The sequence below is a fragment of the Sphaerospermopsis sp. LEGE 08334 genome (assembly GCF_015207205.1).
Lineage (GTDB): Bacteria > Cyanobacteriota > Cyanobacteriia > Cyanobacteriales > Nostocaceae > Sphaerospermopsis.
In genome coordinates this window covers 49,411-74,073 of the sequence record NZ_JADEXH010000006.1, presented here as the reverse complement: position 1 = coordinate 74,073, position 24,663 = coordinate 49,411, and the positions used below count along the sequence as shown (strand labels likewise).

The 24,663-nt window shown below is 37.2% G+C and carries 28 protein-coding genes; 16 read left to right on the top strand and 12 right to left on the bottom strand.

Annotation, left to right across the window (positions count from 1 at the left end; translation table 11 throughout):
- Positions 1–57: 57 nt before the first annotated feature.
- Complete coding sequence (locus IQ237_RS05005) at positions 58–741, bottom strand: PspA/IM30 family protein (protein ID WP_194052973.1); 684 nt, start codon at positions 739–741, stop codon at positions 58–60.
- Between the two features lie 135 nt (positions 742–876).
- On the bottom strand, positions 877–2,064 hold the full coding sequence (locus IQ237_RS05000; RefSeq protein WP_194052971.1) for an SPOR domain-containing protein: 1,188 nt from the start codon (positions 2,062–2,064) through the stop codon (positions 877–879).
- 250 nt (positions 2,065–2,314) lie between these two features.
- Here IQ237_RS05000 and IQ237_RS04995 point away from each other — a divergent pair, with 250 nt between their 5' ends.
- Positions 2,315–2,908: a DUF721 domain-containing protein gene (locus IQ237_RS04995; RefSeq protein ID WP_194052969.1), complete on the top strand. Its 594-nt coding sequence runs from the start codon at positions 2,315–2,317 to the stop codon at positions 2,906–2,908.
- Positions 2,909–3,181: 273 nt separating this feature from the next.
- On the top strand, positions 3,182–3,505 hold the full coding sequence (locus IQ237_RS04990; RefSeq protein WP_194052967.1) for a hypothetical protein: 324 nt from the start codon (positions 3,182–3,184) through the stop codon (positions 3,503–3,505).
- Positions 3,506–3,675: 170 nt separating this feature from the next.
- Here the strand turns inward: IQ237_RS04990 and menB are convergent, their stop codons facing one another.
- Positions 3,676–4,509, bottom strand: coding sequence for a 1,4-dihydroxy-2-naphthoyl-CoA synthase (menB, locus tag IQ237_RS04985; RefSeq protein WP_194052965.1), 834 nt, complete (start codon positions 4,507–4,509; stop codon positions 3,676–3,678).
- 235 nt (positions 4,510–4,744) lie between these two features.
- Here menB and IQ237_RS04980 point away from each other — a divergent pair, with 235 nt between their 5' ends.
- The 4 genes from IQ237_RS04980 (at position 4,745) to IQ237_RS04965 (ending at position 9,444) form a co-directional block, all read left to right on the top strand.
- A complete protein-coding gene (locus tag IQ237_RS04980; protein WP_194052963.1) occupies positions 4,745–5,350 on the top strand; it encodes a hypothetical protein in 606 nt (201 codons plus the stop codon).
- Positions 5,351–5,616: 266 nt separating this feature from the next.
- The gene (gene gap, locus IQ237_RS04975) at positions 5,617–6,630 is read left to right on the top strand and encodes a type I glyceraldehyde-3-phosphate dehydrogenase (protein ID WP_194052961.1); all 1,014 of its coding nucleotides are present in this window, start codon (positions 5,617–5,619) and stop codon (positions 6,628–6,630) included.
- A gap of 114 nt (positions 6,631–6,744) precedes the next feature.
- On the top strand, positions 6,745–8,175 hold the full coding sequence (gene pyk, locus IQ237_RS04970; RefSeq protein WP_194053092.1) for a pyruvate kinase: 1,431 nt from the start codon (positions 6,745–6,747) through the stop codon (positions 8,173–8,175).
- A 264-nt stretch (positions 8,176–8,439) separates the two neighbouring features.
- A complete protein-coding gene (locus tag IQ237_RS04965; RefSeq protein ID WP_194052952.1) occupies positions 8,440–9,444 on the top strand; it encodes a transaldolase in 1,005 nt (334 codons plus the stop codon).
- A 240-nt stretch (positions 9,445–9,684) separates the two neighbouring features.
- Here IQ237_RS04965 and IQ237_RS04960 read toward each other — a convergent pair whose 3' ends face one another.
- The 3 genes from IQ237_RS04960 to atpD form a co-directional block, all read right to left on the bottom strand.
- The gene (locus IQ237_RS04960; RefSeq protein WP_194052950.1) at positions 9,685–10,302 is read right to left on the bottom strand and encodes a hypothetical protein; all 618 of its coding nucleotides are present in this window, start codon (positions 10,300–10,302) and stop codon (positions 9,685–9,687) included.
- Positions 10,303–10,554: 252 nt separating this feature from the next.
- Positions 10,555–10,968 carry an ATP synthase F1 subunit epsilon gene (gene atpC / locus IQ237_RS04955; protein ID WP_194052948.1) on the bottom strand — a complete coding sequence of 138 codons (414 nt, stop codon included), beginning with the start codon at positions 10,966–10,968 and terminating at the stop codon, positions 10,555–10,557.
- Between the two features lie 113 nt (positions 10,969–11,081).
- The gene (gene atpD / locus IQ237_RS04950) at positions 11,082–12,530 is read right to left on the bottom strand and encodes a F0F1 ATP synthase subunit beta (RefSeq protein WP_194052946.1); all 1,449 of its coding nucleotides are present in this window, start codon (positions 12,528–12,530) and stop codon (positions 11,082–11,084) included.
- Positions 12,531–12,915: 385 nt separating this feature from the next.
- Between atpD and IQ237_RS26120 the strand changes: the two genes are divergently transcribed.
- On the top strand, positions 12,916–13,101 hold the full coding sequence (locus IQ237_RS26120) for a hypothetical protein (RefSeq protein WP_228019693.1): 186 nt from the start codon (positions 12,916–12,918) through the stop codon (positions 13,099–13,101).
- Between the two features lie 6 nt (positions 13,102–13,107).
- The gene (locus IQ237_RS26115) at positions 13,108–13,254 is read left to right on the top strand and encodes a hypothetical protein (RefSeq protein ID WP_228019690.1); all 147 of its coding nucleotides are present in this window, start codon (positions 13,108–13,110) and stop codon (positions 13,252–13,254) included.
- Between the two features lie 130 nt (positions 13,255–13,384).
- Here the strand turns inward: IQ237_RS26115 and IQ237_RS04940 are convergent, their stop codons facing one another.
- Positions 13,385–13,639 (bottom strand): TIGR03643 family protein, encoded by a 255-nt coding sequence (locus IQ237_RS04940; RefSeq protein ID WP_194052944.1) that lies wholly within the window; start codon positions 13,637–13,639, stop codon positions 13,385–13,387.
- Positions 13,640–13,814: 175 nt separating this feature from the next.
- Between IQ237_RS04940 and IQ237_RS04935 the strand changes: the two genes are divergently transcribed.
- Together IQ237_RS04935 and IQ237_RS04930 are read left to right on the top strand one after the other, a co-directional pair.
- Positions 13,815–14,633 (top strand): SirB1 family protein, encoded by an 819-nt coding sequence (locus IQ237_RS04935; RefSeq protein WP_194052942.1) that lies wholly within the window; start codon positions 13,815–13,817, stop codon positions 14,631–14,633.
- Between the two features lie 321 nt (positions 14,634–14,954).
- Positions 14,955–15,248 carry a hypothetical protein gene (locus tag IQ237_RS04930; RefSeq protein ID WP_194052940.1) on the top strand — a complete coding sequence of 98 codons (294 nt, stop codon included), beginning with the start codon at positions 14,955–14,957 and terminating at the stop codon, positions 15,246–15,248.
- 133 nt (positions 15,249–15,381) lie between these two features.
- Here IQ237_RS04930 and IQ237_RS04925 read toward each other — a convergent pair whose 3' ends face one another.
- Positions 15,382–15,966, bottom strand: a complete 585-nt coding sequence (locus tag IQ237_RS04925) for a cytochrome b (RefSeq protein ID WP_194052938.1) — start codon at positions 15,964–15,966, stop codon at positions 15,382–15,384.
- A 134-nt stretch (positions 15,967–16,100) separates the two neighbouring features.
- Complete coding sequence (locus IQ237_RS04920) at positions 16,101–16,661, bottom strand: Uma2 family endonuclease (protein ID WP_194052936.1); 561 nt, start codon at positions 16,659–16,661, stop codon at positions 16,101–16,103.
- A 155-nt stretch (positions 16,662–16,816) separates the two neighbouring features.
- On the opposite strand from IQ237_RS04920, the gene IQ237_RS04915 reads away from it, so the two are divergent.
- The 6 genes from IQ237_RS04915 (at position 16,817) to IQ237_RS04890 (ending at position 20,259) form a co-directional block, all read left to right on the top strand.
- Complete coding sequence (locus IQ237_RS04915) at positions 16,817–17,452, top strand: hypothetical protein (protein WP_194052934.1); 636 nt, start codon at positions 16,817–16,819, stop codon at positions 17,450–17,452.
- Positions 17,430–17,840 carry a type II toxin-antitoxin system death-on-curing family toxin gene (locus IQ237_RS04910; RefSeq protein ID WP_194052932.1) on the top strand — a complete coding sequence of 137 codons (411 nt, stop codon included), beginning with the start codon at positions 17,430–17,432 and terminating at the stop codon, positions 17,838–17,840. Before IQ237_RS04915 ends, IQ237_RS04910 begins: the two co-directional genes overlap by 23 nt.
- 117 nt (positions 17,841–17,957) lie before the next feature.
- Positions 17,958–18,521, top strand: coding sequence for a Uma2 family endonuclease (locus IQ237_RS04905; protein WP_194052929.1), 564 nt, complete (start codon positions 17,958–17,960; stop codon positions 18,519–18,521).
- 39 nt (positions 18,522–18,560) lie between these two features.
- Positions 18,561–19,190, top strand: coding sequence for a hypothetical protein (locus IQ237_RS04900; protein ID WP_194052931.1), 630 nt, complete (start codon positions 18,561–18,563; stop codon positions 19,188–19,190).
- On the top strand, positions 19,168–19,578 hold the full coding sequence (locus IQ237_RS04895) for a type II toxin-antitoxin system death-on-curing family toxin (protein ID WP_194052930.1): 411 nt from the start codon (positions 19,168–19,170) through the stop codon (positions 19,576–19,578). Before IQ237_RS04900 ends, IQ237_RS04895 begins: the two co-directional genes overlap by 23 nt.
- Positions 19,579–19,695: 117 nt before the next feature.
- Positions 19,696–20,259 carry a Uma2 family endonuclease gene (locus IQ237_RS04890; protein ID WP_194052929.1) on the top strand — a complete coding sequence of 188 codons (564 nt, stop codon included), beginning with the start codon at positions 19,696–19,698 and terminating at the stop codon, positions 20,257–20,259.
- Positions 20,260–20,341: 82 nt separating this feature from the next.
- Here the strand turns inward: IQ237_RS04890 and IQ237_RS04885 are convergent, their stop codons facing one another.
- The 3 genes from IQ237_RS04885 to bchH all read right to left on the bottom strand — a co-directional run bounded on the left by IQ237_RS04885 (position 20,342) and on the right by bchH (position 24,593).
- Positions 20,342–20,569 carry a type II toxin-antitoxin system HicA family toxin gene (locus tag IQ237_RS04885; RefSeq protein ID WP_194052928.1) on the bottom strand — a complete coding sequence of 76 codons (228 nt, stop codon included), beginning with the start codon at positions 20,567–20,569 and terminating at the stop codon, positions 20,342–20,344.
- The gene (locus IQ237_RS04880; RefSeq protein WP_194052927.1) at positions 20,569–20,775 is read right to left on the bottom strand and encodes a type II toxin-antitoxin system HicB family antitoxin; all 207 of its coding nucleotides are present in this window, start codon (positions 20,773–20,775) and stop codon (positions 20,569–20,571) included. The genes IQ237_RS04885 and IQ237_RS04880 overlap by 1 nt, the downstream gene beginning before the upstream one ends.
- 86 nt (positions 20,776–20,861) lie before the next feature.
- Positions 20,862–24,593, bottom strand: a complete 3,732-nt coding sequence (gene bchH / locus IQ237_RS04875) for a magnesium chelatase subunit H (RefSeq protein ID WP_194052926.1) — start codon at positions 24,591–24,593, stop codon at positions 20,862–20,864.
- Positions 24,594–24,663 lie beyond the last annotated feature (70 nt).

The following is a 24,663-nucleotide window of genomic DNA, read 5'->3' as shown; positions in this document are numbered from 1 at the left end:
CAGATTCAACATTTAGTAGTTTTCATTACTTGCTGTACTGCAAAGCTATAGCTCAAGCTATATCTGTGTCTGCTGGTTATTTACCTCCTTTAACATTTGGGTTTTCATTGCTGCTAGTTCGGTATCAACATTCATAGAATTCAACTTAGCAAACCTTGTTTCCAGATTATCACTACCCAATTGACTAATAGCTGCTGATTGTGCTTCCATCTGTATAACTTTATCTTCCATCCGTTCTAATGCACCCAGACTAGATGTAGTAGAAAATTCACTCAGCATTTCCTGAAGTTTATAGGAAGCTTGAGCAGAACGAGCGCGAGCAATGTACATATCTTTTTTAGTTTTTACCTCTGCGGTTTTCAACTCCAAACTACGCATATCCTGTTTTAACTTCTCTACAACTTGTTTTTGCTGTTTTATTTGCTCAAACAAAGTTGTAGCTGTTTGTTGATAAGTTTGGCGTTTGGTGAGAGCTTCCCTGGCTAAAACTTCATTACCTTGTTGGAGAGCTAGTTGAGCGCGACGATACCATTCTTGAGATTGAGACTCTGCTGCAAGTGCTTGACGTTCAGTGCGTTTTTGGGTAGCGATCGCACCAGCAACTCCCTGTCTCAATTGTACCAAATTTGACTGCATTTCCAGAAAGGTTTGCTCCAAAACTTTTTCTGGATCTTCAGCACCGTTTACCAAGCTGTTAACATTAGCACGAATCACCCGCAAAATGCGCTTCATCACTTCCATACTTAAATATGCTCCATTCAGGTTTTAGCAACCAGCAAATTTAGGCTTCTTTCCATGAGCAATCATGATCAATTCTGAATTATCAGTCCTTAATTATCAATTATCAACTATCAATTATCAACTATCAATTACCTATCATGGTTTTCGTACACGGGCTTTAATGCCTTTTGCCTGTAGTTGCTGTAAACGTTGTTTTGCTTCCTCTTCAGTCTTCAACGCACCAAGATAAATATACTTTTGTCTATCTGATAAATAAGCATCAGGAACAACTTGCCGCGCACTTGCTAAAGCATTATTGCCTTGATTATCAGCCACTATATAATAGTACCCATCAGCTGATGGTTTGATATCTGTATTTAGTCCTGGTAAGGTTGGCTGAGGCTTTGGTATAGCTGAAACATTGGGGACTGAAGTTGGTGGAACTACTGGACTTATTGGTGTTTCGATGACTATGGGTTGGGGAGTAGCTGTCGGGGTTGGTTTAACTTTCGGTGTTAAACCTATTACATCATTAGGATCTCTCACCTGTGGAAACTCACGAGCAGCCAAGTTAGGATATTTGGGAATAGGTGTGATTTCTGGTTGGGCTATAGGTGAGGGATTACTTGCCGGAACATAAGTATTTTCACTATTTCTTGAGGAAATCCGGTTAAAAAGTTGGCTCAAATGCAACTGTGGTAAAGTTCGGGAATTAAATACTACATAGCCTAAAGTTAAACTAGCTAACAGCAGCAGCAGCATAGAACCAATACCCAAAGGTGACAGTAAACTGTCGTTAGAATTACTTGATTTGTTGGTTGGTGGTTGTTCTTCTTGGAGACTTCGCAGCAGTGCTTCACTTGATTCTAAATAATCATCTGGGTGTTTGGGAGTATGATTTGCCGCTACAGGAGTTTCACTTTCAGCCTTGGGCTTTGTCGGTACTATACTACTGATAGGCTTTGACTCTGGTGGCGGTGGTGGGGTTTGTATTTTGGTAGACTGTTCGGCAGAAGACAGTGGTAAATGATTGATTTCTTCCTGTTTTTTCACATCTGAGACAGGATTTTCTAGAAAACTTGAGTTATTCTTAAATTCTGAGGTTGATGGCTGAGTTGTTACCAATGTCTCAGTTATGGTATTTAACTCTTGGGATGGCTGAGGAATATAATTTTCTACACTAACTGTTTTCGTTTGCCTCACTCCATTGCGTGCGCGTCGGTATCTAGTTAACTCTTGATCCAACTGCACTTCTAAACTTCCTAGTGCTGCTGCTAGTGCTGGTTTTAAGCCAGAGGTTTTAGCGGATGGTTTATCAGAATCAATGGTAAGATTTTGACTCATTGCCAGGATACCTTAAATGCGATACTGCTGTATGAATTTTATCAGTAAAAAATTCAAGTGACTCCTGAACTCCTGACTCCTTGAACTCCTGAACTCCTTAAACTCCTTGATCTCCTGACTCCTTAAACTCCTTGATCTCCTGACTCCTTAAACTCCTTGAACTCCTGACTCCTTGAACTCCTGACTCCTTGAACTCCTGACTCCTTGAACTCCTTGATCTCCTGACTCCTTCCTAAAATCTAAAATCTAGATGTCGTTGAAATCTGTTAATGATATTTTAGGCATTCTCCAACTGGAAGCCCAATGGCAGGAACAACCTTTTTCACGCTTGCTCAAGTGTTGGCAAGAAGTTGTTGGGGTTAAGGTTGCTGCACAAACACGCCCTTTGTCGATTCAGCGTGATGTTTTGTGGGTAGCAACTTCTAGTGCCGCTTGGGCGCAAAATTTGACTTTCCAACGCAAAAATCTGCTGTTAAAGTTAAATCAAAAGTTAAATCACGAGATATCTACACCTTTGATAGATATTCGCTTTTCTACTGCCCAATGGAAACAAACACCATTACCAGACAACCCACAACAAACTTTATCACCCCAAGCACACCCTAGTTATTTGGGTGATGTAGGTGTGGCTATTTCCAAACCTGAACTTAAAGCTAGTGCTAAAAATGCTCAGATAGCTTTTGAACAATGGGCTAGAAATAGACAAGAGCGATCGCATAACTTAAACTTACCTCTTTGCCCCCAATGTCAATGCCCATCGCCACCAGGTGAAGTCCAACGCTGGGGTGTTTGTTCTCCTTGTGCCGCTAAATTTGTCATTGATCAAGCAGGAAACAAAGAATAGCCAAAATGCAACATCTAAAAGGCTCGTGTCATCCAAATCTCACTCTTTACCTTTGATCCCCAATGCGTTATAGGCAAAAACAAGTATGTGGACACTTCACTAATCATATACAAATATGACAAAAATATAAAAACATAATAAAAATTTTTTTTTCAAAAAAATACCTAAAACCCTTATTAGATAATTACTTCTTGGCTTTTATACCTATTTTGTCAGGGAACGAAAATATTAAGTGTGATAATTACCCTTCGTTCGCACTCAAAACTCAAGATTATGAAGCCAATTAACCCTTTAACATCAGCCTGTAGGTATTGTCGTCATTACCAACCAGAAGGCCGTCGTGGTGGTATGTGTCAGCAATTAAGCGCACCTGTTCAAGCTGGTTGGAAAGCTTGCTCTTTAGCGATCCCCGCCTTTGCTCCTACATGGGAATCTTTAGAAGATAATTGGAGCTTACCATTATCTAAACCTATTGTACCTATCCTACCCGTTGCAGCTAATATCAATTCCGATTTAGAAAATCTAGAATTTACAACTGTTGCTGAAACATCTGTTTCCTCATTACCAGAGATAAAAACTAAAGTTATAGCTGTTTAAGACTTGGTTACTACTTTTGGTGACTACTCTAATTATATCTTTCCCAATCAGACTGCTAAATATAACATTGGCATTTAGTTAGCTTTGCAAATTTTTTGGTGCTGCAATTTTGCTTTTGATAAAGCCTTATTAGCATCGCACCTTGTGATCAGGTGCGGTTGTGAGGATGGTTAAGGCAACCAAGGAAAGTCCCGAAAATTGGGGGTCCGTTTTTCTAAGAAAGCTTGTTTGCCTTCTGAACCTTCTTCGGTCATGTAATAAAGTAAAGTTGCATTACCAGCCAGTTCTTGTAACCCTGCTTGTCCGTCACAGTCAGCGTTAAATGCTGCTTTTAAACAACGTATGGCAATGGGACTTTTTTCTAATATTTCCTGCGCCCATTTTATCCCTTCGGCTTCGAGTTCTGCTACAGGAACTACTGTATTTACTAATCCCATTTCTAAAGCTTGTTCGGCATTATATTGACGACAGAGAAACCAAATTTCTCTTGCTTTTTTCTGTCCTACTATTCGCGCTAAATAACTCGCACCAAAACCACCATCAAAACTTCCTACTTTTGGTCCAGTTTGTCCAAAAATAGCATTATCCGCAGCTATGGTTAAGTCACAAATTAAATGTAAAACATGACCACCACCAATAGCATAACCGGCGACTAAAGCAATTACTACTTTAGGCATAGAACGGATCAAACGTTGTAAATCTAGCACATTTAAGCGCGGAATCCCTTCATCATCAACATAACCAGCTTGTCCGCGTACACTTTGATCACCACCAGAACAGAAAGCATATTTTCCATCTGTGTGAGGTCCCGCACCCGTAAATAGAACTACACCAATATTAGTATCTTCACGAGCATCACAAAAAGCCTCATAAAGTTCAAAGACAGTTTTCGGGCGGAAAGCATTGCGTTTGTGGGGACGGTTGATGGTTATTTTAGCGATACCATCTGTTTTTTGATACAGAATATCTTCGTAGGTTTTAACAGTTTTCCAGTCTGTTGACATAGGATGAGTTAACTATGGTGCTTGAGAATTTTATCAGGGAAGAGGTGACAGGTGACAGGTGACAGGTGACAGTAAGAAGGGAATAGGGAACAGGGAACAGGTGAGGTGAGGAGATGGGGAGATGGGGAGATGGGGAGAATAATAACTAATAACTAATTACTAATTACTAAACAGACATGATATTATTTGATTATTATTGTATTCTGAAGTTGGAAAAATCCAATACGATGATTTTATGTCTTACAGTGATTTTACTTTAGAAGCGGTTAAGAAAAACCTGAATCTCAAAATTTCTACGAGAGATAATATTTTTGCTGGAGTTACACCATCGCCAATAAGTGATTATTTACAGGAAACTTTAGCTTATAATGTTCCTTTTGCTTTGGCTAGTAATACGGAAAAATCTCGTTCTGAGATGATTATTACACCTATTTTATTAGAGTTAACTAAACAGAAAAAACAGAAAAATCAAGAAATTAGTTTGTTCTCTGGTGTAGAATTTAATGTTGATTCTAGTCAGGGTTTAAGCGGTAATTGTGATTTTATTATTAGTCGTTCTCCTGAATTTTTATTAATTAATGCCCCGGTAATTTTAGTTGTTGAAGCCAAGAAAGAAAATATTAAAGGTGGTTTAGGTCAATGTATTGCAGAAATGTATGCTGCTAGGTTATTTAATCAAAGAGAAGAAAATGAAATTACAGAAATTTATGGTGTGGTAACTACTGGGGAAATTTGGAAGTTTTTAAAGTTATCAGATGAACGGGTACAGATTGATTTAGCCGAGTATTTTTTAAATGATGTTGCTAAAATTATGGGTATTTTAACGAGTGCTGTCAAGTAATTAGGTGACAGGTGACAGGTGACTGGGACAAGATTTTAGATTTTAGATTTTAGATTTTAGATTGGAGTTCATGAAATACAATCCAAAATCCAAAATCCAAAATCCAAAATTGTATCACCAATTACCAATTACCAATTACCAAACATTAAAATATACCAAATAAATCAGCTTTATGACTTTTTTTACTGTAAGAATCAGTTGAGTCAGAGTAGAATTAATCTGGCCAATTTTCTCTGGTTAAATCTCTACAAACAGGAGGTTAAATTTTGGCTAAGTTGAAAGTCGCTATTAACGGTTTTGGACGGATCGGACGTTTGGTACTCCGTGCGGGTATTAATAATCCTAACATTGAATTTGTGGGGATTAATGATTTAGTAACACCGGATAATTTGGCTTATCTTTTAAAGTACGACTCTACACACGGTAAGTTAAAAAGTAAGGTGGAAGCTAGGGAAGATGGCATGGTAATTGATGGCCATTTTATCCCCTGTGTTTCCGTCAGAAATCCCGCAGAATTGCCTTGGGGTAAGTTGGGTGTAGATTATGTTGTGGAATCTACAGGACTTTTCACTGATTATGCTGGGGCGGAAAATCACTTAAAAGCTGGTGCAAAAAAAGTTGTGATTTCTGCACCTACAAAAGATCGAGAGAAAGTGAAAACAATGGTGATGGGTGTAAACCATCAATCCTATGATCCTGCAAAGGATTTAATTGTTTCCAATGCTAGTTGTACTACAAATTGTTTAGCGCCAATTGCTAAAGTTATTAATGATAACTTTGGTTTGGCTGAAGGTTTGATGACTACAGTTCATGCGATGACTGCTACTCAACCTACAGTAGATGGACCAAGTAAAAAAGACTGGCGCGGTGGTAGAGGTGCTGCTCAAAATATTATTCCTTCTTCCACCGGTGCAGCTAAAGCTGTGGCTTTGGTTTTACCAGAGTTGAAAGGTAAGTTAACAGGAATGGCTTTTAGAGTTCCTACCCCTGATGTTTCGGTAGTTGACTTAACTTTCAAAACTGTCAAATCTACAAGTTACAAAGAAATTTGTGCAGCAATGAAAAAAGCTGCTGAAGGTGAGTTAGCAGGTATTTTGGGTTATACCGATGAAGAAGTAGTTTCTACAGATTTTCAAGGTGATGCCCACTCTAGCATTTTTGATGCAGGTGCAGGAATTGAATTAAATTCCAATTTCTTTAAAGTTGTTTCCTGGTATGACAACGAATGGGGTTACTCTAACCGTGTTGTTGATTTGATGTTGTCAATGGCACAGAAGTAAAAATTGATAATTGACAATTGATAATTGTCCATTTTCCATTGTCAATTGTCCATTATCCCCAGTATGGGCTTAACGAGGTTGCACTACCTGGACCGTTACCCCCTACTTTTTATGATGCGTCGAACCAAGATTATCTGTACTGTTGGTCCTGCTACTGCTGCACCGGAAAAGCTGCAAGCTTTGGTGGAAGCGGGAATGAATATGGCTCGGTTGAATTTCTCGCATGGTGCTTATGAAGCTCACGCTCAAACTTTTCACCATTTACGGCGCATTAGTGATGAGTTAAAAAGACCCGTTGCGATTATGCAGGATTTGTGTGGTCCGAAAATTCGTTTGGGGAAATTGCCACCGGAAGGTTTAATGCTGGAAGCTGGGAGTGAGGTGACTTTTCTGTTACAGGAAAAGGGGGAAAATATTGATGAACTTCCCCTGCCTCTACCTACTTTATTTGCAATGATCCGACCTGGTGAACCAGTTTTGATTAATGATGGTCGGGTGAAGTTAACTGTAACCCGTCGTGATGCTGATAAAATTTGCGCTCGTGTGGATATTGGGGGGTTGATTTCTTCTCATAAGGGTGTAAATTTACCTGCGACTCCTTTACCTGTGAGTTCCATTACGGAAAAGGATTTGCAGGATTTACGGTTTGGGATTCAGTTGGGTGTAGACTGGGTAGCGGTTTCTTTTGTGCGATCGCCCGCAGACTTAGAACCGGCAAAACGCATGATTGAAGCTGCTGGTTCTAAAATTCGTCTGATTGCCAAAATTGAACGCCCGGAAGCTGTCGCCCAGTTAAATGACATCCTAGAAGTTGCTGATGCCATTATGATTGCCCGTGGTGATTTGGGAGTAGAAATGCCTATTCACCAAGTGCCATTAATTCAAAAAGATATCACTCGTCTCTGTAATTTGATGGGTAAGCCAGTAATTACAGCTACGCAGATGTTAGAATCAATGATTAGCGCCCCTGACCCTACTCGCGCCGAAGCAACGGATGTGGCTAATTCCATTTTGGATGGTACGGATGCGGTGATGTTGTCGGGAGAAACTGCCGTGGGTGAATATCCCATTGCGGCGGTACAAACAATGCACAATATCGCTTTGCAAACGGAAAAAGCATTGCAAGCGGGTGCTAAACATACCTGGAATCATGAAGCCGGTCGTCTGAGTGTTACAGAATCAGTTGCCCAAGCGGTTTGTCGCATTGCTTATGAAACAGGTGCTAAGGCGATTCTTTGTAATACAACTTCTGGAAATACGGCTAGATTGATTTCTAAATATCGTCCTCTGACACCAATTATTACCCTGACTTCTGAGGCTATTGCTTACCGTCAGTTGGCTTTATCTTGGGGTGTAGAACCTTTGTTAATCAACCCTGTTCACCATGCAGAGGAGATGTTTACCAATGTGGTTAACACAGTGGTAGAAAAGGGTTTTGTGAAAAAAGGTGACAAAGTTGTAATTACCTCTGGAGTACCAATTGGTATGTCAGGAACAACCAGTTTAATCAAAGTGCATTCTATTGGACAGCCTATTACAGCTTGAGACGTTTAAAATAGGGCTGAGGCTGGAACTTTTCTCTTCCTGCTCAAAAATTCTCAACTTCATTCCTTCTCTTCCTTTGTGTACTTTGCGGTTAATAAATCAAAAAAAGTTGGCAACTGCACACCTGAGAGGAATGTGGGTAGTAAAGTAAGGTTAGGCAATTATTAAGAAAAGTTGCCAAAATCAGAATCGTATGCAAGATCAAAGAGTTTAAATAATTGGGGATTGGTAAATCCTACACCAAAAAAATTTACGGAGTATGTTATGGCTAAAAATTTACTGGAACAGTTGCGGGAAGTAACCGTTGTTGTGGCGGATACTGGAGATATCCAAGCAATTGAAAAGTTTAAACCCCAGGACGCTACTACCAATCCTTCTTTGATTACTGCGGCGGCACAAATGCCGGAATATCAGGATATTGTTGATCAAACTTTAATTAAAGCGAAAAAAGACGCTGGCGCTAAAGCTACCCAAGCCGAGGTAGTTTCTTTAGCTTTTGACCGTTTGGCGGTATCCTTTGGATTAAAGATTTTGCAAATTATTCCCGGTCGGGTGTCTACTGAAGTAGATGCACGGTTGTCTTATGATACTGATGCTACTGTGGCTAAAGCTAGAGATTTGATTGCTCAATATAAAGCTGCGGGTATTGCTAAGGAACGGGTTTTGATTAAAATTGCTGCAACTTGGGAAGGTATCAAGGCTGCGGAAATTTTGGAAAAAGAAGGTATTCACTGTAATTTAACTTTGTTGTTTGGTGTTCACCAAGCGATCGCCTGTGCTGAAGTTGGTGTCACTCTGATTTCTCCTTTTGTGGGTCGTATTCTTGACTGGTACAAGAAAGATACCGGACGGGATAGCTATCCTGCCGCAGAAGATCCCGGTGTATTGTCTGTAACTAAGATTTATAACTACTACAAAAAGTTTGGTTATAAGACTGAAGTTATGGGTGCTAGTTTCCGTAACATTGGCGAAATTACAGAGTTAGCTGGTTGTGATTTGTTGACTATTTCTCCTGGTTTATTATCAGAATTGCAAAATACTGTGGGTGAACTACCCCGCAAACTTGATCCTGCTAAGGTTGCAGGTTTATCTATTGAAAAAATCTCTGTTGATAAAGCAACCTTTGATAAGATGCACGCTGCTGACCGGATGGCATCTGATAAACTCTCTGAAGGTATTGACGGTTTTACTAAGGCTTTAATTACTTTAGAGCAATTATTGGCTGAAAGATTGGAACGTCTGGAAAAAGAAATGGTAGCTGCTGGTTAAGGATAATTATTAGATGATTTAGGTGATTTAGATCCCCGGTTTCTTGAAGAAATCGGGGATCTGTTTTTTTTATTTTTTTAATTGTCTGAATCAGGTGGTTATCGAGCGAAGTCGAGATGATTTCCAGGATTTAAGGATTTACAGGATTGATATTTTTTCGTTGTTTTTTGGCGTTGATATCCCCGACTTCTATGATTGATTATTAGTATCCCGATGATTAGTAACCTTTGCGGTAAGTATTCATTCAGATTTGAGTTTTAAAATTGATATCAATTCTGATAAATTAACATCATTCCCATTGATAGCGATCGCACTTTCAATAATCAATTCTCCTGCTTTCATATCGGTGAATAATGTTGAACCAGGAGTAACTGTTTTAAATAGAACTTCTAACAGTTTAACCTCATTACGTGGTAATGTATAATAAATTTTATCTCCCATAACTTTAATTTTTTCAGGTAATACATTTTGGGGAATATATCCACCCAGAAAAATTTTCCAGCCTCCAATTAAAGTTTTATAAATTAAAGAATCACTTTGAATATCTGGTTGTTTTAATAATTGTAATTCTCCTTCAATACAATCTTCTTTAAGAGTGATTAACTTAGGCTTAAAATGCAACTTTACTTCTATTTTATCCTGTTGAATTATCGCTATTAATCCTTGAGTATCATCAGGTGTTAAACTAATAATTTGCTCTATTTTTGACTCAACTTGACGACATAAAAAAGTAACAGTTTTTGGTTTTAAGATTAATTGTTTGGCTGGGGTATTAAATTCTATATATGATTGTAAAATATTTTCGAGTATTTTTCCTGCATTACCTACAGTTTTCTGAATATTTTTGAATAAACCCATATTTTTGAATGAAGAAATTTTTGAATAAATAATTTTGACAACTATATTTAATTATATAAAAAGCTACAGAATATGTCAATTACGTAGGGGCAAACCCCCCCTGGTTGCCCCCAAATGTGCTTAGGGGTAGGCACGGGGGCGCTACCCCTACAACAAATTTTCCTATTCCCTGTTCCCTATTCCCTAATATATAAAAATTTGCATGATGGAAAAAACCACCATGCAAAATCAAATTATTGAATAATTCAAACTTTACACCAAACCGCCAGCAGCTTGAAAACGAGCGCGAGCGCGTTTAAAGGCTTGTGTGGCTTGAATTTGAGCTTGTCTATCCCCTGCGGGAACTTGGTTTAATTTGGTTTGTGCTTGGTTGAAAGCTGTGCGGGCTTCTTCTAAATTAATAGCGTCCCCACGTTCAGCACCATTCACCAGAACGGTAACTTCATCTTCATCAACTTCAGCAAAACCACCCAAAAGAGCGATCGCTTGCCAGTTGGCAGCTTTGTTGGCACGAACCCGCATTACACCTGTATCCAATGCTGTCAACATGGGAGCGTGTCCACTTAAAACACCCAACTGACCAGTAGTGCTAGGTAAAATTACTTCATCAGCGGGAGCATCCCAAACAGTTTTGTCTGGGGAAATTACACGAACGGTCAGAGTCATATTCTTTAGTTTCTACTTATGATTGGTAATTGGTAATTGGTGATTGGTAATTGGTAATTGGTAATTGGGATAAATTTCTTACCCATTACCCATTACCCATTACCCATTACCTATTAACCTTTGAGCTTTTGAGCTTTAGCGATCGCTTCGTTGATATCGCCTACCAAGTAGAAAGCTTGCTCTGGCAGATCATCCAATTCACCAGATAAAATTCTTTGGAAACCTTTGATGGTGTCTTCCAATTTCACATATTTACCAGGAGAACCGGTAAATACTTCTGCTACGAAGAAGGGCTGAGATAAGAAACGTTCAACTTTCCGAGCGCGTGCTACGGTGAGACGGTCTTCTTCAGACAATTCATCTAAACCAAGAATAGCGATGATGTCTTGTAATTCTTTGTAACGTTGTAAGGTTGATTGTACAGCACGAGCAGTATCATAGTGTTCTTTACCAACAATGCTGGGTTGCAACATTGTCGAAGTAGAACCCAGAGGATCTACCGCAGGGTAAATACCTTTAGCTGCCAAACCACGAGACAATACTGTTGTACCGTCTAAGTGAGCGAAGGTTGTAGCGGGTGCGGGGTCGGTTAAGTCGTCCGCAGGTACATATACAGCTTGAATAGAAGTAATAGAACCTTCGGTTGTAGAGGTAATACGCTCTTGTAGCGCACCTACGTCAGTACCAAGAGTGGGCTGATATCCTACCGCAGAAGGCATCCGTCCTAAAAGCGCAGATACTTCAGAACCAGCTTGTACAAAGCGGAAAATGTTGTCAACAAACAACAAAACGTCTTGCTTGTTCACATCACGGAAGTATTCAGCCATTGTCAAACCAGACAAACCAACCCGCATTCTTGCTCCGGGTGGTTCGTTCATTTGCCCATACACTAGAGCAATTTTAGATTCGTTGAGGTTATCTTTGTTAATAACCCCAGATTCGATCATTTCGTTGTAGAGGTCATTACCTTCGCGGGTTCTTTCACCTACACCAGCGAATACAGACACACCACCGTGTTGGGTAGCGATGTTGTTGATCAATTCCATCATGATCACGGTTTTACCAACACCAGCACCACCGAACAGACCGATTTTACCACCACGACGGTAGGGAGTTAACAAGTCCACAACTTTGATCCCGGTTTCAAACACAGAAGGATTAGTTTCCAACTCTGTGAATTTAGGAGCTTCGCGGTGAATAGGTAAGGTTTCGGTGTTATTTACAGGACCCTGGTTGTCTACAGGTTCACCTAAAACGTTAAAGATACGTCCTAATGTAGCTTTACCTACAGGTACGCTGATGGGTGCGCCAGTGTCAACAACTTCTAAACCACGAGTTAAACCGTCAGTGGTACTCATTGCCACGGCTCTAACTTGGTTATCGCCTAAAAGCTGTTGTACTTCAACGGTGAGGCTGATTTTTTGTCCAGCTTCGTTAGTGCCTTTGATGGTCAAAGCGTTGTAGATTTGGGGTAGTTTACCGCCGGGGAACTTAACGTCTACAACCGGACCAATTACTTGGGTAATGTAACCTATGTTTGTTTTTTCTGCGGTGGTGACCATGCTGCGCCTAATGAATGAAGCTATTTTTCAGAGTTGGTCTTCAAAGACCATAAGATCAAGCAATATCATCTTTTAGGTTAGCACTGAATGATCCCATCTTTGCCTTAAATTCATTATTAAAACTAAATGCTAATAGATGCTAAAAAATGCTAATAGATGCTAAAATATACTAAATTATATCCCAGGCTTATTAGATAAGTCTAAGATGTGGGTACGGGTACAAACAATGCTAAATTGATATATTATTTAGGACTTACGCAAGATAAGACTCAAAACCTGATTCTTGCGTAGGGGTAATTTTAGTTCTGTTTTGCGTAAGTCCTATTATTATTATTATAGAATTCGTAAAGTTTTATTAATCAGTAATCAGCAATTAAAAGTAATCATGACAACTAAAGCAGAAATCATCAATCAATTAAAAGTCCTAGAAGCACTTTCTCAACAAGGAGGATATAGTGATATTTTAGCTTCATCACTCAGAAAGATTATTCATCAAGAAAGAGAACATATTCAACAGCAAATCAGAGAATTAGAAAGCGATTTGCAAGTATTTGAGCAGCGTTCTCAATGATCATCTGTGGAGTTTTATCAACAATTTAAAGCTGGTAAATTAGGAGATGAAGTTGATTTTGTGGAATGGAGTGCTTTTTATCAAATGTGGTCTGATTTACAAACTCAGTTAGAGTTACTTCACTCAGTCTCTTTATATAGTGATCCGATTTGATTCATGAATTGTTCGTCGAGGCAGGGAACAGGGAACAGGAAAGAAGGCTTTCAGTATGTAGTGAGTTCTGTTCAAAAATCAAATAGGAGTCCTATAGATAATAGCTGATTACTGATTACTGATTACTCACTTACGTTTTCTGATTTTTGGATTTAAACCTACCTGCAATAAAATCTCGCTTTTGCAGATGTTTGGTTTTGCGTTGAGTAACTCTTTCTCTCCACATCTGGAAACTAGAAGATTTCATTTCTCTTCTCATCAAGGCTATTACCTGCTTTTCTAAAAGTCCAAATTGTGTTTCTATTGCTTCAAATGGGGTTTTATCTTCCCAGGCCATTTCGATAATACGATCTATAGTTTCAGGGTCTAAGTCAGGTAATTTCATAAGTTGACAGATGTGGAGAACTAGACAAAAATCTTATTTTGGTATATTTGGTATATGTTGATCATACATGATCAATTAATGAAACAACTGGTAAAAATACGATTTTGAGATCCGATCGCTCCCAACTGCCTCAATTGCCTTAAAATAAGAGTATGTCGCCTCATACCTACTGCTTATGAACTTCTCGTCAGCACGTCAATATTTTTACCAAGAAATCCAGCAACCTGACGAGTCTATCAACCTGGCCAGGGCTGCTTTATATATCGCCCAGGAAGAATATCCCGATCTTGATCCAGAAGAATACTTAAACGCCCTAGATACAATGGCAACAGAGTTAGAGGAGCGTTTACCATCTTCCCGCTATCCGCTGCGGATGATTCAAAGTATAAACCAGTATTTATACGATGAATTAGGTTTTACGGGTAATAAAATTGATTATTATGATCCGCGTAATAGTTTTTTTAATGATGTCATAGAACGCAAAACCGGTATTCCTATTACTTTAGCGTTAGTTTACATGGAGGTAGGAAAACGCATTGACTTTCCAATGGTGGGCATAGGAATGCCTGGACATTTTTTAATCCGTCCAGATATTGCAGACATTGAGATTTTTGTGGATGCTTTTAATGGTGGTGAAGTGATGTTTCCTCAAGACTGTCAAGAAAGACTATCTCAAATTTATCAGCAATCGGTGACATTACAACCAGAATTTTTAGCTGTGGTTAGTAAGCGGCAATTTTTAGCGAGGATGCTGACAAATTTGAAGTATATTTATTTAAATCGCCAAGATTTAGAAAAAACCCTATCTGTGGTAGAAAGAATTTTGTTGTTGTTTCCTGGTGTGAGTTTAGAATTAAGAGACAGAGGTTTGCTTTATTATCAACTTGGTTACTTTACCCAAGCAGTAGAGGATCTGCAAATTTATTTAACTAAAGTTCCTGAAGCCGAAGATGCTAATGTAATTCGGCAATTACTAAGTAAGTTGGATAGTTGACAGTTGACAGTTGACAGTTGACAGTTGACAGTTGACAGTTGACAGTTGACAGTTGACAGTTGACAGTTGACAGTTGACAGTTGATAGTTGACAGTTGACAGTTGACAGTTGACACTTGATAGTTGATAATTTTTAACAGAGAATATGAGATTTTTGTCAACTTCTGGCCTTAATCTGATAAGTGGGTGTTTCATAATATACAAAGTTTTGTTAACATATAAACGTTATTTTTACTACAAAAAAATAAGTAAATATACTATTGCGTTTTCTGTCCCATCAGCATACCATGTAGCGCAATAAGTTTTTGTTATCTAAACCATCATGAAATCTATTCTGCAAACCTACACAGAGAAAGAGATATGGTTGTTAATCAGAGATAAATGGTATTTGGCAACAATTATCGGGGTTGTAGATGACTTATTGTGGTTTAAACACAGAACTCACAACAAAGAGACAGAAGAAGATACTTTGTGGGAAATGGTGGTGAAAATCAGTGAAGTCATTGCTATTGATAAAGTGATATCTGTGATGAGTAGAAAACCAGATGTATTTATGTCTAGGTTATTGGAAGCAGATAATACCATACATAATAATCAACAGGAACATGAGAAATAAATGCTAATTATGTAAGGAGTCAAGAGTCAGGAGTCAGGAGTCAGAATTTATTTTTCTTCCCATGCTTTCCTTCCTTCCTATACCCTATTCTCACTGATAACTGATAATTGTAAAACTCAGAAAACTTGCGTCATTAGTTATTAGATAAATTATTCCCAAGTGTGATAGTTTTGGTAAATTTACGCCAAAGCGATCGCACTACTTTTTTTTGTTGAATTGAGTGTAAAATAATAAAAACCAAAAATGTGTAAGCTAACCAAAAATGTAAACTTCTACCGATTTCCACCATTGCTGAATTTTGGGGAAACATATCAGGTAAAAGAATACCAAAAACTTTAACATTATTACTTTTAAAAGAATTAGAAAGTAAAAAACCCGTAACGGGAACAACCCACATAAAGATATATAAACTGGTATGAAGGGCGACGGTTTGCAACCATTCGGGAGTAAATTTAGGAAATTTTTTTGTATATTTGCGCCACCAAACTCGCAACAATACTAAAATTCGCCATGTGAGAATGGCCATTGTTAAAGCACCTATTGATTTATGAAAATCGTAAAGAGAAGGGCGAATAAAAATCTCTCTTGGCAACCTGGCCATAATTGTGCCAGTTAAAAATAGGATTAAATAACCAATTGACATCCACCAATGGATAGACATTAGGTGTTTAAATGCCGAATTTTGTCTAGGTTTAGAGGGTGTATTGATAGAATTCATATATTAATGATTGGTTTTTATCTATGATTGTGAAAATTTGTAAATTTAGTTTAGCAACGATTTAAGTTATACGCTTGTGTTTTTGGGTTAAGGTAGATTTAAGGTAGTGGAAAATATCGCTAGGTAGGTATCTACTACAAAAAACTTACATCTTCATATAAATCATTCATATTTCCCTGAAAATTAATACTTTGCAATTCAAAGGATGATTCTTGATAAGATTGTAATACCCATAAACCTTGTTCATTACGCCGGAAACAATCTACTTGAGGTTTTTTCACATCAATTAAAACATATTCTTGTAAAGTGTCTATATTTTGATAATCTTTAAATTTATCTCCCCGATCAAATGCTTCTGTGGAATCTGATAATATTTCAATAATTAAACATGGGAATTTTTTATAATTTAATAATCCTTTATCTCTTTCATCACAAGTAACCATCACATCAGGATAGTAAAAACGATTTATGGTTTCTATTCTAGCTTTCATGTCAGTTGCAAAAACTCGACATCCACTACCACGAATATGATTCCGAATGAGAAAAGCACTATTTAATGTTACAGTAACATGAGGATCGGAAGCGCCAGCCATTGCATAGATGTAACCGTTGATGTATTCATGTTTGACTGGGCTTTTTTCTTCCAGTGCTAAATATTGTTCAGGAGTGATGTAAACATCGTGATTTGCGATCATATATTTAATGTGTTTATTACATAATTTTATCTTTTATTATAGTCGGTTTATTGCCAATTTTGTAAAAATACTGATTTTAGGACTCAAGATTATGTGTTTTTCAGTTAAAATAGTTTTAGGAAAGCGCATAATGTCACCAGATAGGTACATAAAGTATGGTATACAGCTTTACATTTCCCCAAGAGATTATTGATAGCATCCAGGAAAGGATAGAAATTCTGGAAAGATGCTTAAATGATCCTAACCCGCAAGATGAAAAAATGGCAGAAATACTTGAGTTGGTTAATATTCAGGAAATAGCTGTTATTCAACTACAGGAGGAATTGTTAAAATTAATTGAAAAATTCATTAGAGTAAGAAAACTATCTCAGGTAATTCTTGAAAAATCAAGCAATGGTGAACACTTTTTTAATTACTTACTATTATATGTAAGACAGGATTTTATGTACAAAGAAATTATAGATTCTGATTCATCCCTAATCATAAATGGGGAAATTTTAAAAAAAATGACTATAGGTTTTGTAGAAATTTATAATCAATATAAATGTCAAAAAGAAACTCTAGATAAGGTTTTTTTAAAACTGTATGAATCTGAAATATACATTTGGATTGAATCTTTAAAGCACTTATTACAATCACTTATCAAGGCTTGTTTAAGGACAAATGTATTCACGGAACAAGAAATTAATGCTTTTAACTTAGGAGATATCACACCCCAAGAATCAGAAGCTATGTTAATTTCTTTAGCATCTACTAAAAAATGGGATTATGTGTATAGAAAACTGGCATAATCCTAAATTCATTAATAAAGAAGATGTATTAAGTATACATAAAAAGCAGATTAACCTATATGGTGGATCAGAAGGTATCCGCGATGAAGGTTTATTAGATTCTGCGATTTACCAACCTCAAGCAAGTTTTGGAGGTGAATTTTTACATCAGACAATTTATGAACAAGCAGCAGCTTATTTATTTTACATTTGTAAAAATCATGCTTTTATAGATGGTAATAAACGTACTGCTTTTGATGTGATGGTGACGTTTTTGAATTTGAATGATTATGAATTGAATCTAATACCAGAGGAAGCATATCAATTAACAATGCAGGTTGCTGATAATAAAGTGAGTAAGGAAGATTTGATAGAAATATTGAGAGATTGTATTATAGAATTATTTTAAAAGATGATTCTTGATAAGATTGTAATACCCATAACCTTTGAAAATTAGAACGGAAAAAATCTACTTGAGGTTTTTACATCAAAAAAAACATATTACTTAAAGGCTAAGAGTAGTTAAATGAACACAGTTACCTTAAACCTAGATCCAATTATTCGCCTTACAGATGAACAATTTTACCAACTCTGTATGGCCAATAAAGATGTAAGCTTAGAACTAAATGCAGAGGGAGAGTTAATTATTGTGCCACCAGTAGGAGGAGAAAGCGGCCGTAGTGAAGCTGACTTAATTATTAAAGTAGGTAATTGGAATTACCAAACAAAACTAGGAATTGTATTTAGTTCCTCAACAATATTCCGACTTCCAAATGGTGCAAAACGTTCACCTGATGTTGCTTGGATAAAATTAGAACGCTGGGAAGCATTAACAGAAGAAGAACGAAAGAAATTTCCCCCACTTACACCAGACTTTATCATTGAACTGAGATCAGAAACCGATAGACTTAAAACCCTGCAAGAAAAGATGCAGGAATATATCGCCAATGGTTTGCGTTTGGGTTGGTTAATTAACCCCCAAGATAAAGAAGTAGAAATTTATAGAATTGGAAAACCTGTAGAAATTGTCCAACTTCCTGCTGTAATTTCTGGGGAAGATGTTTTACCAGGATTTGAATTAGAAATTTGAACCTCACGTTAAAGTCACCTGATTATTAGATAAATAAATATGATAAACACCTTGACATTCCCCCAAGAAATAATTGATAGCATCCAGGAAAGAATAGAAGTTCTGGAAAGATGCTTAAATAATGCTAACCCGCAAGATGAAGCAGTGGCGGATATGATTGAGTTATCTAATAGCAGACAAGTATCTCTGAGTCAGCTTACGGAAGAGTTGAAACAATTCCGTGAAAAATTTCTTAGGAGTATGAAGTTGTGTGAAATTTTTATAGAAAAAGGAACACAGGGTCAAGTAGTACCTCTAGCATTCGTTAGGTACAATTTCTTACAAAAAGAAATTGTTGAGGAATATTGGGATTTTTTCATCCGAGTATTCAATATAGAAAGTATAAAAAAACAGACTATAGAACGAATTGATCTATATCAATTAACCAAAAATGAGCATGAATTTGGAAACGATAAAAACGTTGAAAAATACGTTTTATACATTTTATTAGAAACTCAAAAACACTTATTGCAAACCTTAATCAAAGCAAGCTTACGAGTTAACGCATTAACGCAAGAAGAAATTAATGCTTTTAACTTAGGAGATATCACACCCCAAGAATCAGAAGCTATGCTGATTTCTTTAGCATCTACCAAAAAATGGGATTATGTGTATAGAAAACTGGCATAATCCTAAATTCGTTAATAAAGAAGATGTATTAAGTATACATAAAAAGCAGATTAACCTTTATGGTGGTTTATTTGGTATCCGCGATGAAGGTTTATTAGATTCTGCGATTTACCAACCTCAAGCAAGTTTTGGAGGTGAATTTTTACATCAGACAATTTATGAACAAGCAGCAGCTTATTTATTTCACATTTGTAAAAATCATGCTTTTATAGATGGTAATAAACGTACTGCTTTTGATGTGATGGTGACGTTTTTGAATTTGAATGATTATGAATTGAATCTAATACCAGAGGAAGCATATCAATTAACAATGCAGGTTGCTGATAATAAAGTGAGTAAGGAAGATTTGATAGAAATATTGAGAGATTGTATTATAGAATTATTTTAAAAGATGATTCTTGATAAGATTGTAATACCCATAACCTTTGAAAATTAGAACGGAAAAAATCTACTTGAGGTTTTTACATCAAAAAAAACATATTACTTAAAGGCTAAGAGTAGTTAAATGAACACAGTTACCTTAAACCTAGATCCAATTATTCGCCTTACAGATGAACAATTTTACCAACTCTGTATGGCCAATAAAGATGTAAGCTTAGAACTAAATGCAGAGGGAGAGTTAATTATTGTGCCACCAGTAGGAGGAGAAAGCGGCCGTAGTGAAGCTGACTTAATTATTAAAGTAGGTAATTGGAATTACCAAACAAAACTAGGAATTGTATTTAGTTCCTCAACAATATTCCGACTTCCAAATGGTGCAAAACGTTCACCTGATGTTGCTTGGATAAAATTAGAACGCTGGGAAGCATTAACAGAAGAAGAACGAAAGAAATTTCCCCCACTTACACCAGACTTTATCATTGAACTGAGATCAGAAACCGATAGACTTAAAACCCTGCAAGAAAAGATGCAGGAATATATCGCCAATGGTTTGCGTTTGGGTTGGTTAATTAACCCCCAAGATAAAGAAGTAGAAATTTATAGAATTGGAAAACCTGTAGAAATTGTCCAACTTCCTGCTGTAATTTCTGGGGAAGATGTTTTACCAGGGTTTGAATTAGAAATTTGAAATCCACATTAAAGCAACCTGATTATTAGATAAAACATTTGGTTGGGTTGCGCGTTGCTTAACCCAACCTACAATTCTAATTTTAATTTTCTAAAACTTCCATAAATTCTTCTACTGTTATTCCTGCTTTAGAAATAAGACTGCGTAAAGTACCCCGTGCTACTTGATTATGATTAGGTATAGAAAGAGTAGCTGGATGTCCTTCTTTGGTCATAATAATATGACTTCCGCGTTGACGAGAAACTTCCCAGCCAAGTTTTGTAAAAGTTTTAATAACCTCCGCAGGTTTTAATATTGGTACAGATGGCATTATATATACACTTCCACTTCACGAGTTATTACTGTTAAAGGTATCCCTTTTTCTAACCTAACTTCTAAACATTCCCTAATAGCTTCTTGAATATTTTCCTGTGCTTCTGTTTCAGTTATTCCTTGACTGACACAACCAGGAATAGAGGGACATTCAGCAATAAACATCCCATCTTCATCTTGAAATATCGTAATGATAAATTTCATAATGTTTTTATTTTATTTATCAATTTAATTGTACTGTAAATGTGTTGGGTTGCGCGTTGCTTAACCCAACCTACATCTGTAAATTTCTAAACTGTCACACCTTCCAATTGTTCATCACTCAATTCATACAACTGACGCAATTTTTCCAACCTATTACCATCAGCATTCCACAAACCGCGCCCGTGTGCTTCCAACATTCTACTAACAATATTTCTAAAAGCTTCCGGGTTTGCTTTGCGTAATTTTTCCGCCATTTCTGCATCTAAAGCATAGGTATCCGCAGCTTGTTCATAAACCCAATGATCACGAAAATCAGCAGTTCCACCCCATCCTATTAAAGCTGTCATGCGTTGGGAAATTTCAAAAGCACCACCAGAACCTTGGTTAGCCATTGCTTCCGCCCATTTAGGATTTAATAATTTAGTTCTGTACTCCATTCTTAATAAATCGTCTAAATTTCTAGGAGTGGTATCTTTAGAAAAACTTTCCACAAAACTAGCTGTTACTTTCTTACCGCTTTGCTGTTCAGCCGCTTTTTTCAAACCTCCAGTATTGGCGTAATATTCTTGAATATCAGTTAAACCATATTCAACAGAATCTATTTCTTGAACAATGCGATCGCTCGTTTTTAATAAAGTTTGCAAAACCTCCGGTCTAGCTTGTCCTTTATCCTTTCTTCCATAACTAAAAACATTGCGACTTTCCCAAGTTTTACCCAACTCATCACCACTATCCCAGTTACCATCTACAACTCTATCATTAACCAAAGAACCAAAATCACCAGAGGGGTTAGAAAACAACCTTGCAGACGCATTTTCCACACCTTGGGCTTTTAATTCCAAAGCGTGTTTTCTAATAAAATTCTGTTCCTCTGGTTCATCAACTTCCACAGCACGAAGAAACAAATCATCCAATAATTCAATAATATTCACAAAACTATCACGGAAAATACCAGATAGATTTCCTAACACATCAATGCGCGGATGTTCCACCTCAGCAAGAGGTTTTAAATCATATCTAACAATTCTTCCCGTACCCTCCTTAACAGGTTCAGCACCCACCAATTCTAACAGAATACCCAGAGATTCCCCCTTAGTTTTAATAGCATCCAAACCCCACAATAAAACCGCCACAGTTTCAGGATATTTCTGATGTTCTGCCAAATGCTGATCAATAATTTTTTTTGCTATTTCCCTACCTCTTTCATAAGCAGCAGGAGAAGGCATTCTATAGGGATCTAAAGCGTGAATATTTCTTCCAGTAGGTAACACACCCGCACCATCACGCAACAAATCTCCCCCAGGTGCAGGAGGAATAAACTCACCATTTAAACCCCGCAAAAGATTCGTTAACTCATCAGTAGATTGATTCAACAAACCAATAATTACTCTTTCTTCCTTCCTTCTTTCTTCCTCTCTTCTCTCTTCTTCCTCTCTTCCTTCGTGTTCTTCGTGTCTTCGTGGTTCGTTTCCAAAAAAAGCATCCAAATAACCCTTTAACTCCTCCTCATTTGGTGCTTCACCTAAAGTATGTAAACCAGAAGAAAACAACCGACTTTCCAACACCTGCAAATACTCATACAACTTAATTAAATAATCATCAAAAGCGTGACCACTAAACAACCTGACATTTTCAGGACTAAAAGAAATACCCAATTTTTTCGCATCATCAAAAGGACAATCAACATCCAAACCAGTATCAACAATCTTCTTACAAATCCCCTCTTTTAACACATAATTTTTCTTTGGATCTTCCCGATATTCTGCGATTAAATCCCGTAAACTTACCAACTCCTTATATAAACCAGCCCGACCATAAGGCGGCACATTATGAGAAATTAAAACCCCATAACCGCGACGTTTCGCCAAAATAGATTCCGAAGGATTATTAGCAGCATAGATATATAAATTAGGCAGATTTCCTAATAATATATCCGACCAAGAATAACCAGTATTTCCTAAAGGAGAACCTGGCAACCATTCCACAGTACCGTGCATTCCAAAATGAACAACTGCATCAGCTTGAAATTCATTTTGTAACCATTTATAATAAGCTGCATATTGGGGATGGGGAGTTAAATCTCGCTCAAACATTAACCGCATCGGATCACCTTGAATACCCAAAGGTGGCTGAACTCCGATCCAAACATTTCCTAACTGCACACCACCAATATGTAATTCATCACCATAGGTTTTAATTCCTGCACCTGTTAAAGATTTCCATTGTTTTTCAATGCGATATGTGCGGAGATATCCTAACCATTTTTCTAATTTTCTAGCATTAACAGTATTAGCATCTGTGGGGAAGGGTTTATCTTTTTCCCAGGTTTCCATTTCTTCATCTTTTGCTTTTACTTGTTTAATTAATTCCTCTCCATCTTCAGGAATGTCACCAACATTATAACCTTGTTCTTTAAGTGCCTGAAGTAATTTAATTAAACTGCGAGGAACATTTAATAATGCCGCAGTTCCTACAGCACCATAACCAGGAGGAAAACCATATAAAATAATGGCAATTTTTCGTTCTGATGCTAATTTTTGACGTAAGGAAACCCAATTTTTAACTCTATCAATTAACCTTTGTACTCTTTCTGGAACTAAATAAATATCTTCACCAACTAAACCACCTAAAGGAATTGTATCAATTGCCCCATCTAATTCAGGAAGTGCATATAAAACCACACTTTGTAAACCGCCAATTCCTTGACGAGTCCATGAATGGATATCTTGAATTAATAAAGGTGCAGCGACAATATAGGGAATATTTTTAGCATTTAAAATGCGTTTTGCGACTTCTATTTGTCTTCCAGCTTCCATTGAACCCGCAGGTCCACCAACGAGAGGAAAACCAATTGTAGAAATGATCGCATCAACTTTAACTGCTTCGGAAGAAAGGGAAGGAGTTTCAATATTTCCTTGTTGTCTTTTTTGGGTTTCATAGTCGGTTGTCATCCAGTCACGCACAGCAACATGACCTTCAACTCCGTTAATAAAAATTGGTAAAGGTATTAAACCCGAATCTTCAAATTTTTTGATTAATTGGGGGATATAATTCTGTTTTGTAATAACGTGCTTTCTATAAAGAAGAATGCCAATGACTGGTAAATTCTTTCTTCTCTGTTCCCTGTTCCCTGTTCCCTGTTCCCTTCTTTCATACCACTCCAAATATGCTTTTGGTGATGTAAAATACCCTGGATAGTCGGGATGTAATAAACCCATGTTGGGGGTTTCGATGGGTGCAGGAATGTCACCGACTCTTAAATCTAAGTATTTTTCCGCAAGTGTCCAAAATAAAGATGCTACATTTTCTGTTCCTCCTGCGTTCCAGTAACCGTAGATAATGAGCCAGTTTCGTAAGTCTTGGACTTTTTGTACTGGTACGAATTTTAATAGTTTTGGTCCAATTTTTAAGAAACTTATATAACCTGCGAGTTTGTCTTCTTCTTTACCATTACTGAATTTATCGAGTATGAATTTAACAGGTTTAGGCATTCCTTTAGGTTTATCACCAATAGAAAATGCGCCTATTTTCGTTAAACTCATTAACTCCAGTGCTGATTCAAAAATAAGCCGGATGGGAATATTAGCAATATGTTCTCGCAGCCATAAAACTTGGTCATAGTCAAATATTAAACTACTGAAAAATACATCAGCACTTTGAAGTGCGACTTGTACCTCATCTGGGTTGGTGGTAATATTGCGATCGCTAAAAACGCGAATATCTAACTCAGGACAGCGAGAAACAGCCAAAGCGGCAGCTTGGCGATACAAATCAGCGTTGAAGGATTCAAAACCAGCTATTAAGACGATACGTTTCATGTCAACTCAGTTGCGAAATCTTTCTTTACTTTGATCTTAAACATTGTTGAGGATTCATGGGGGAATATCT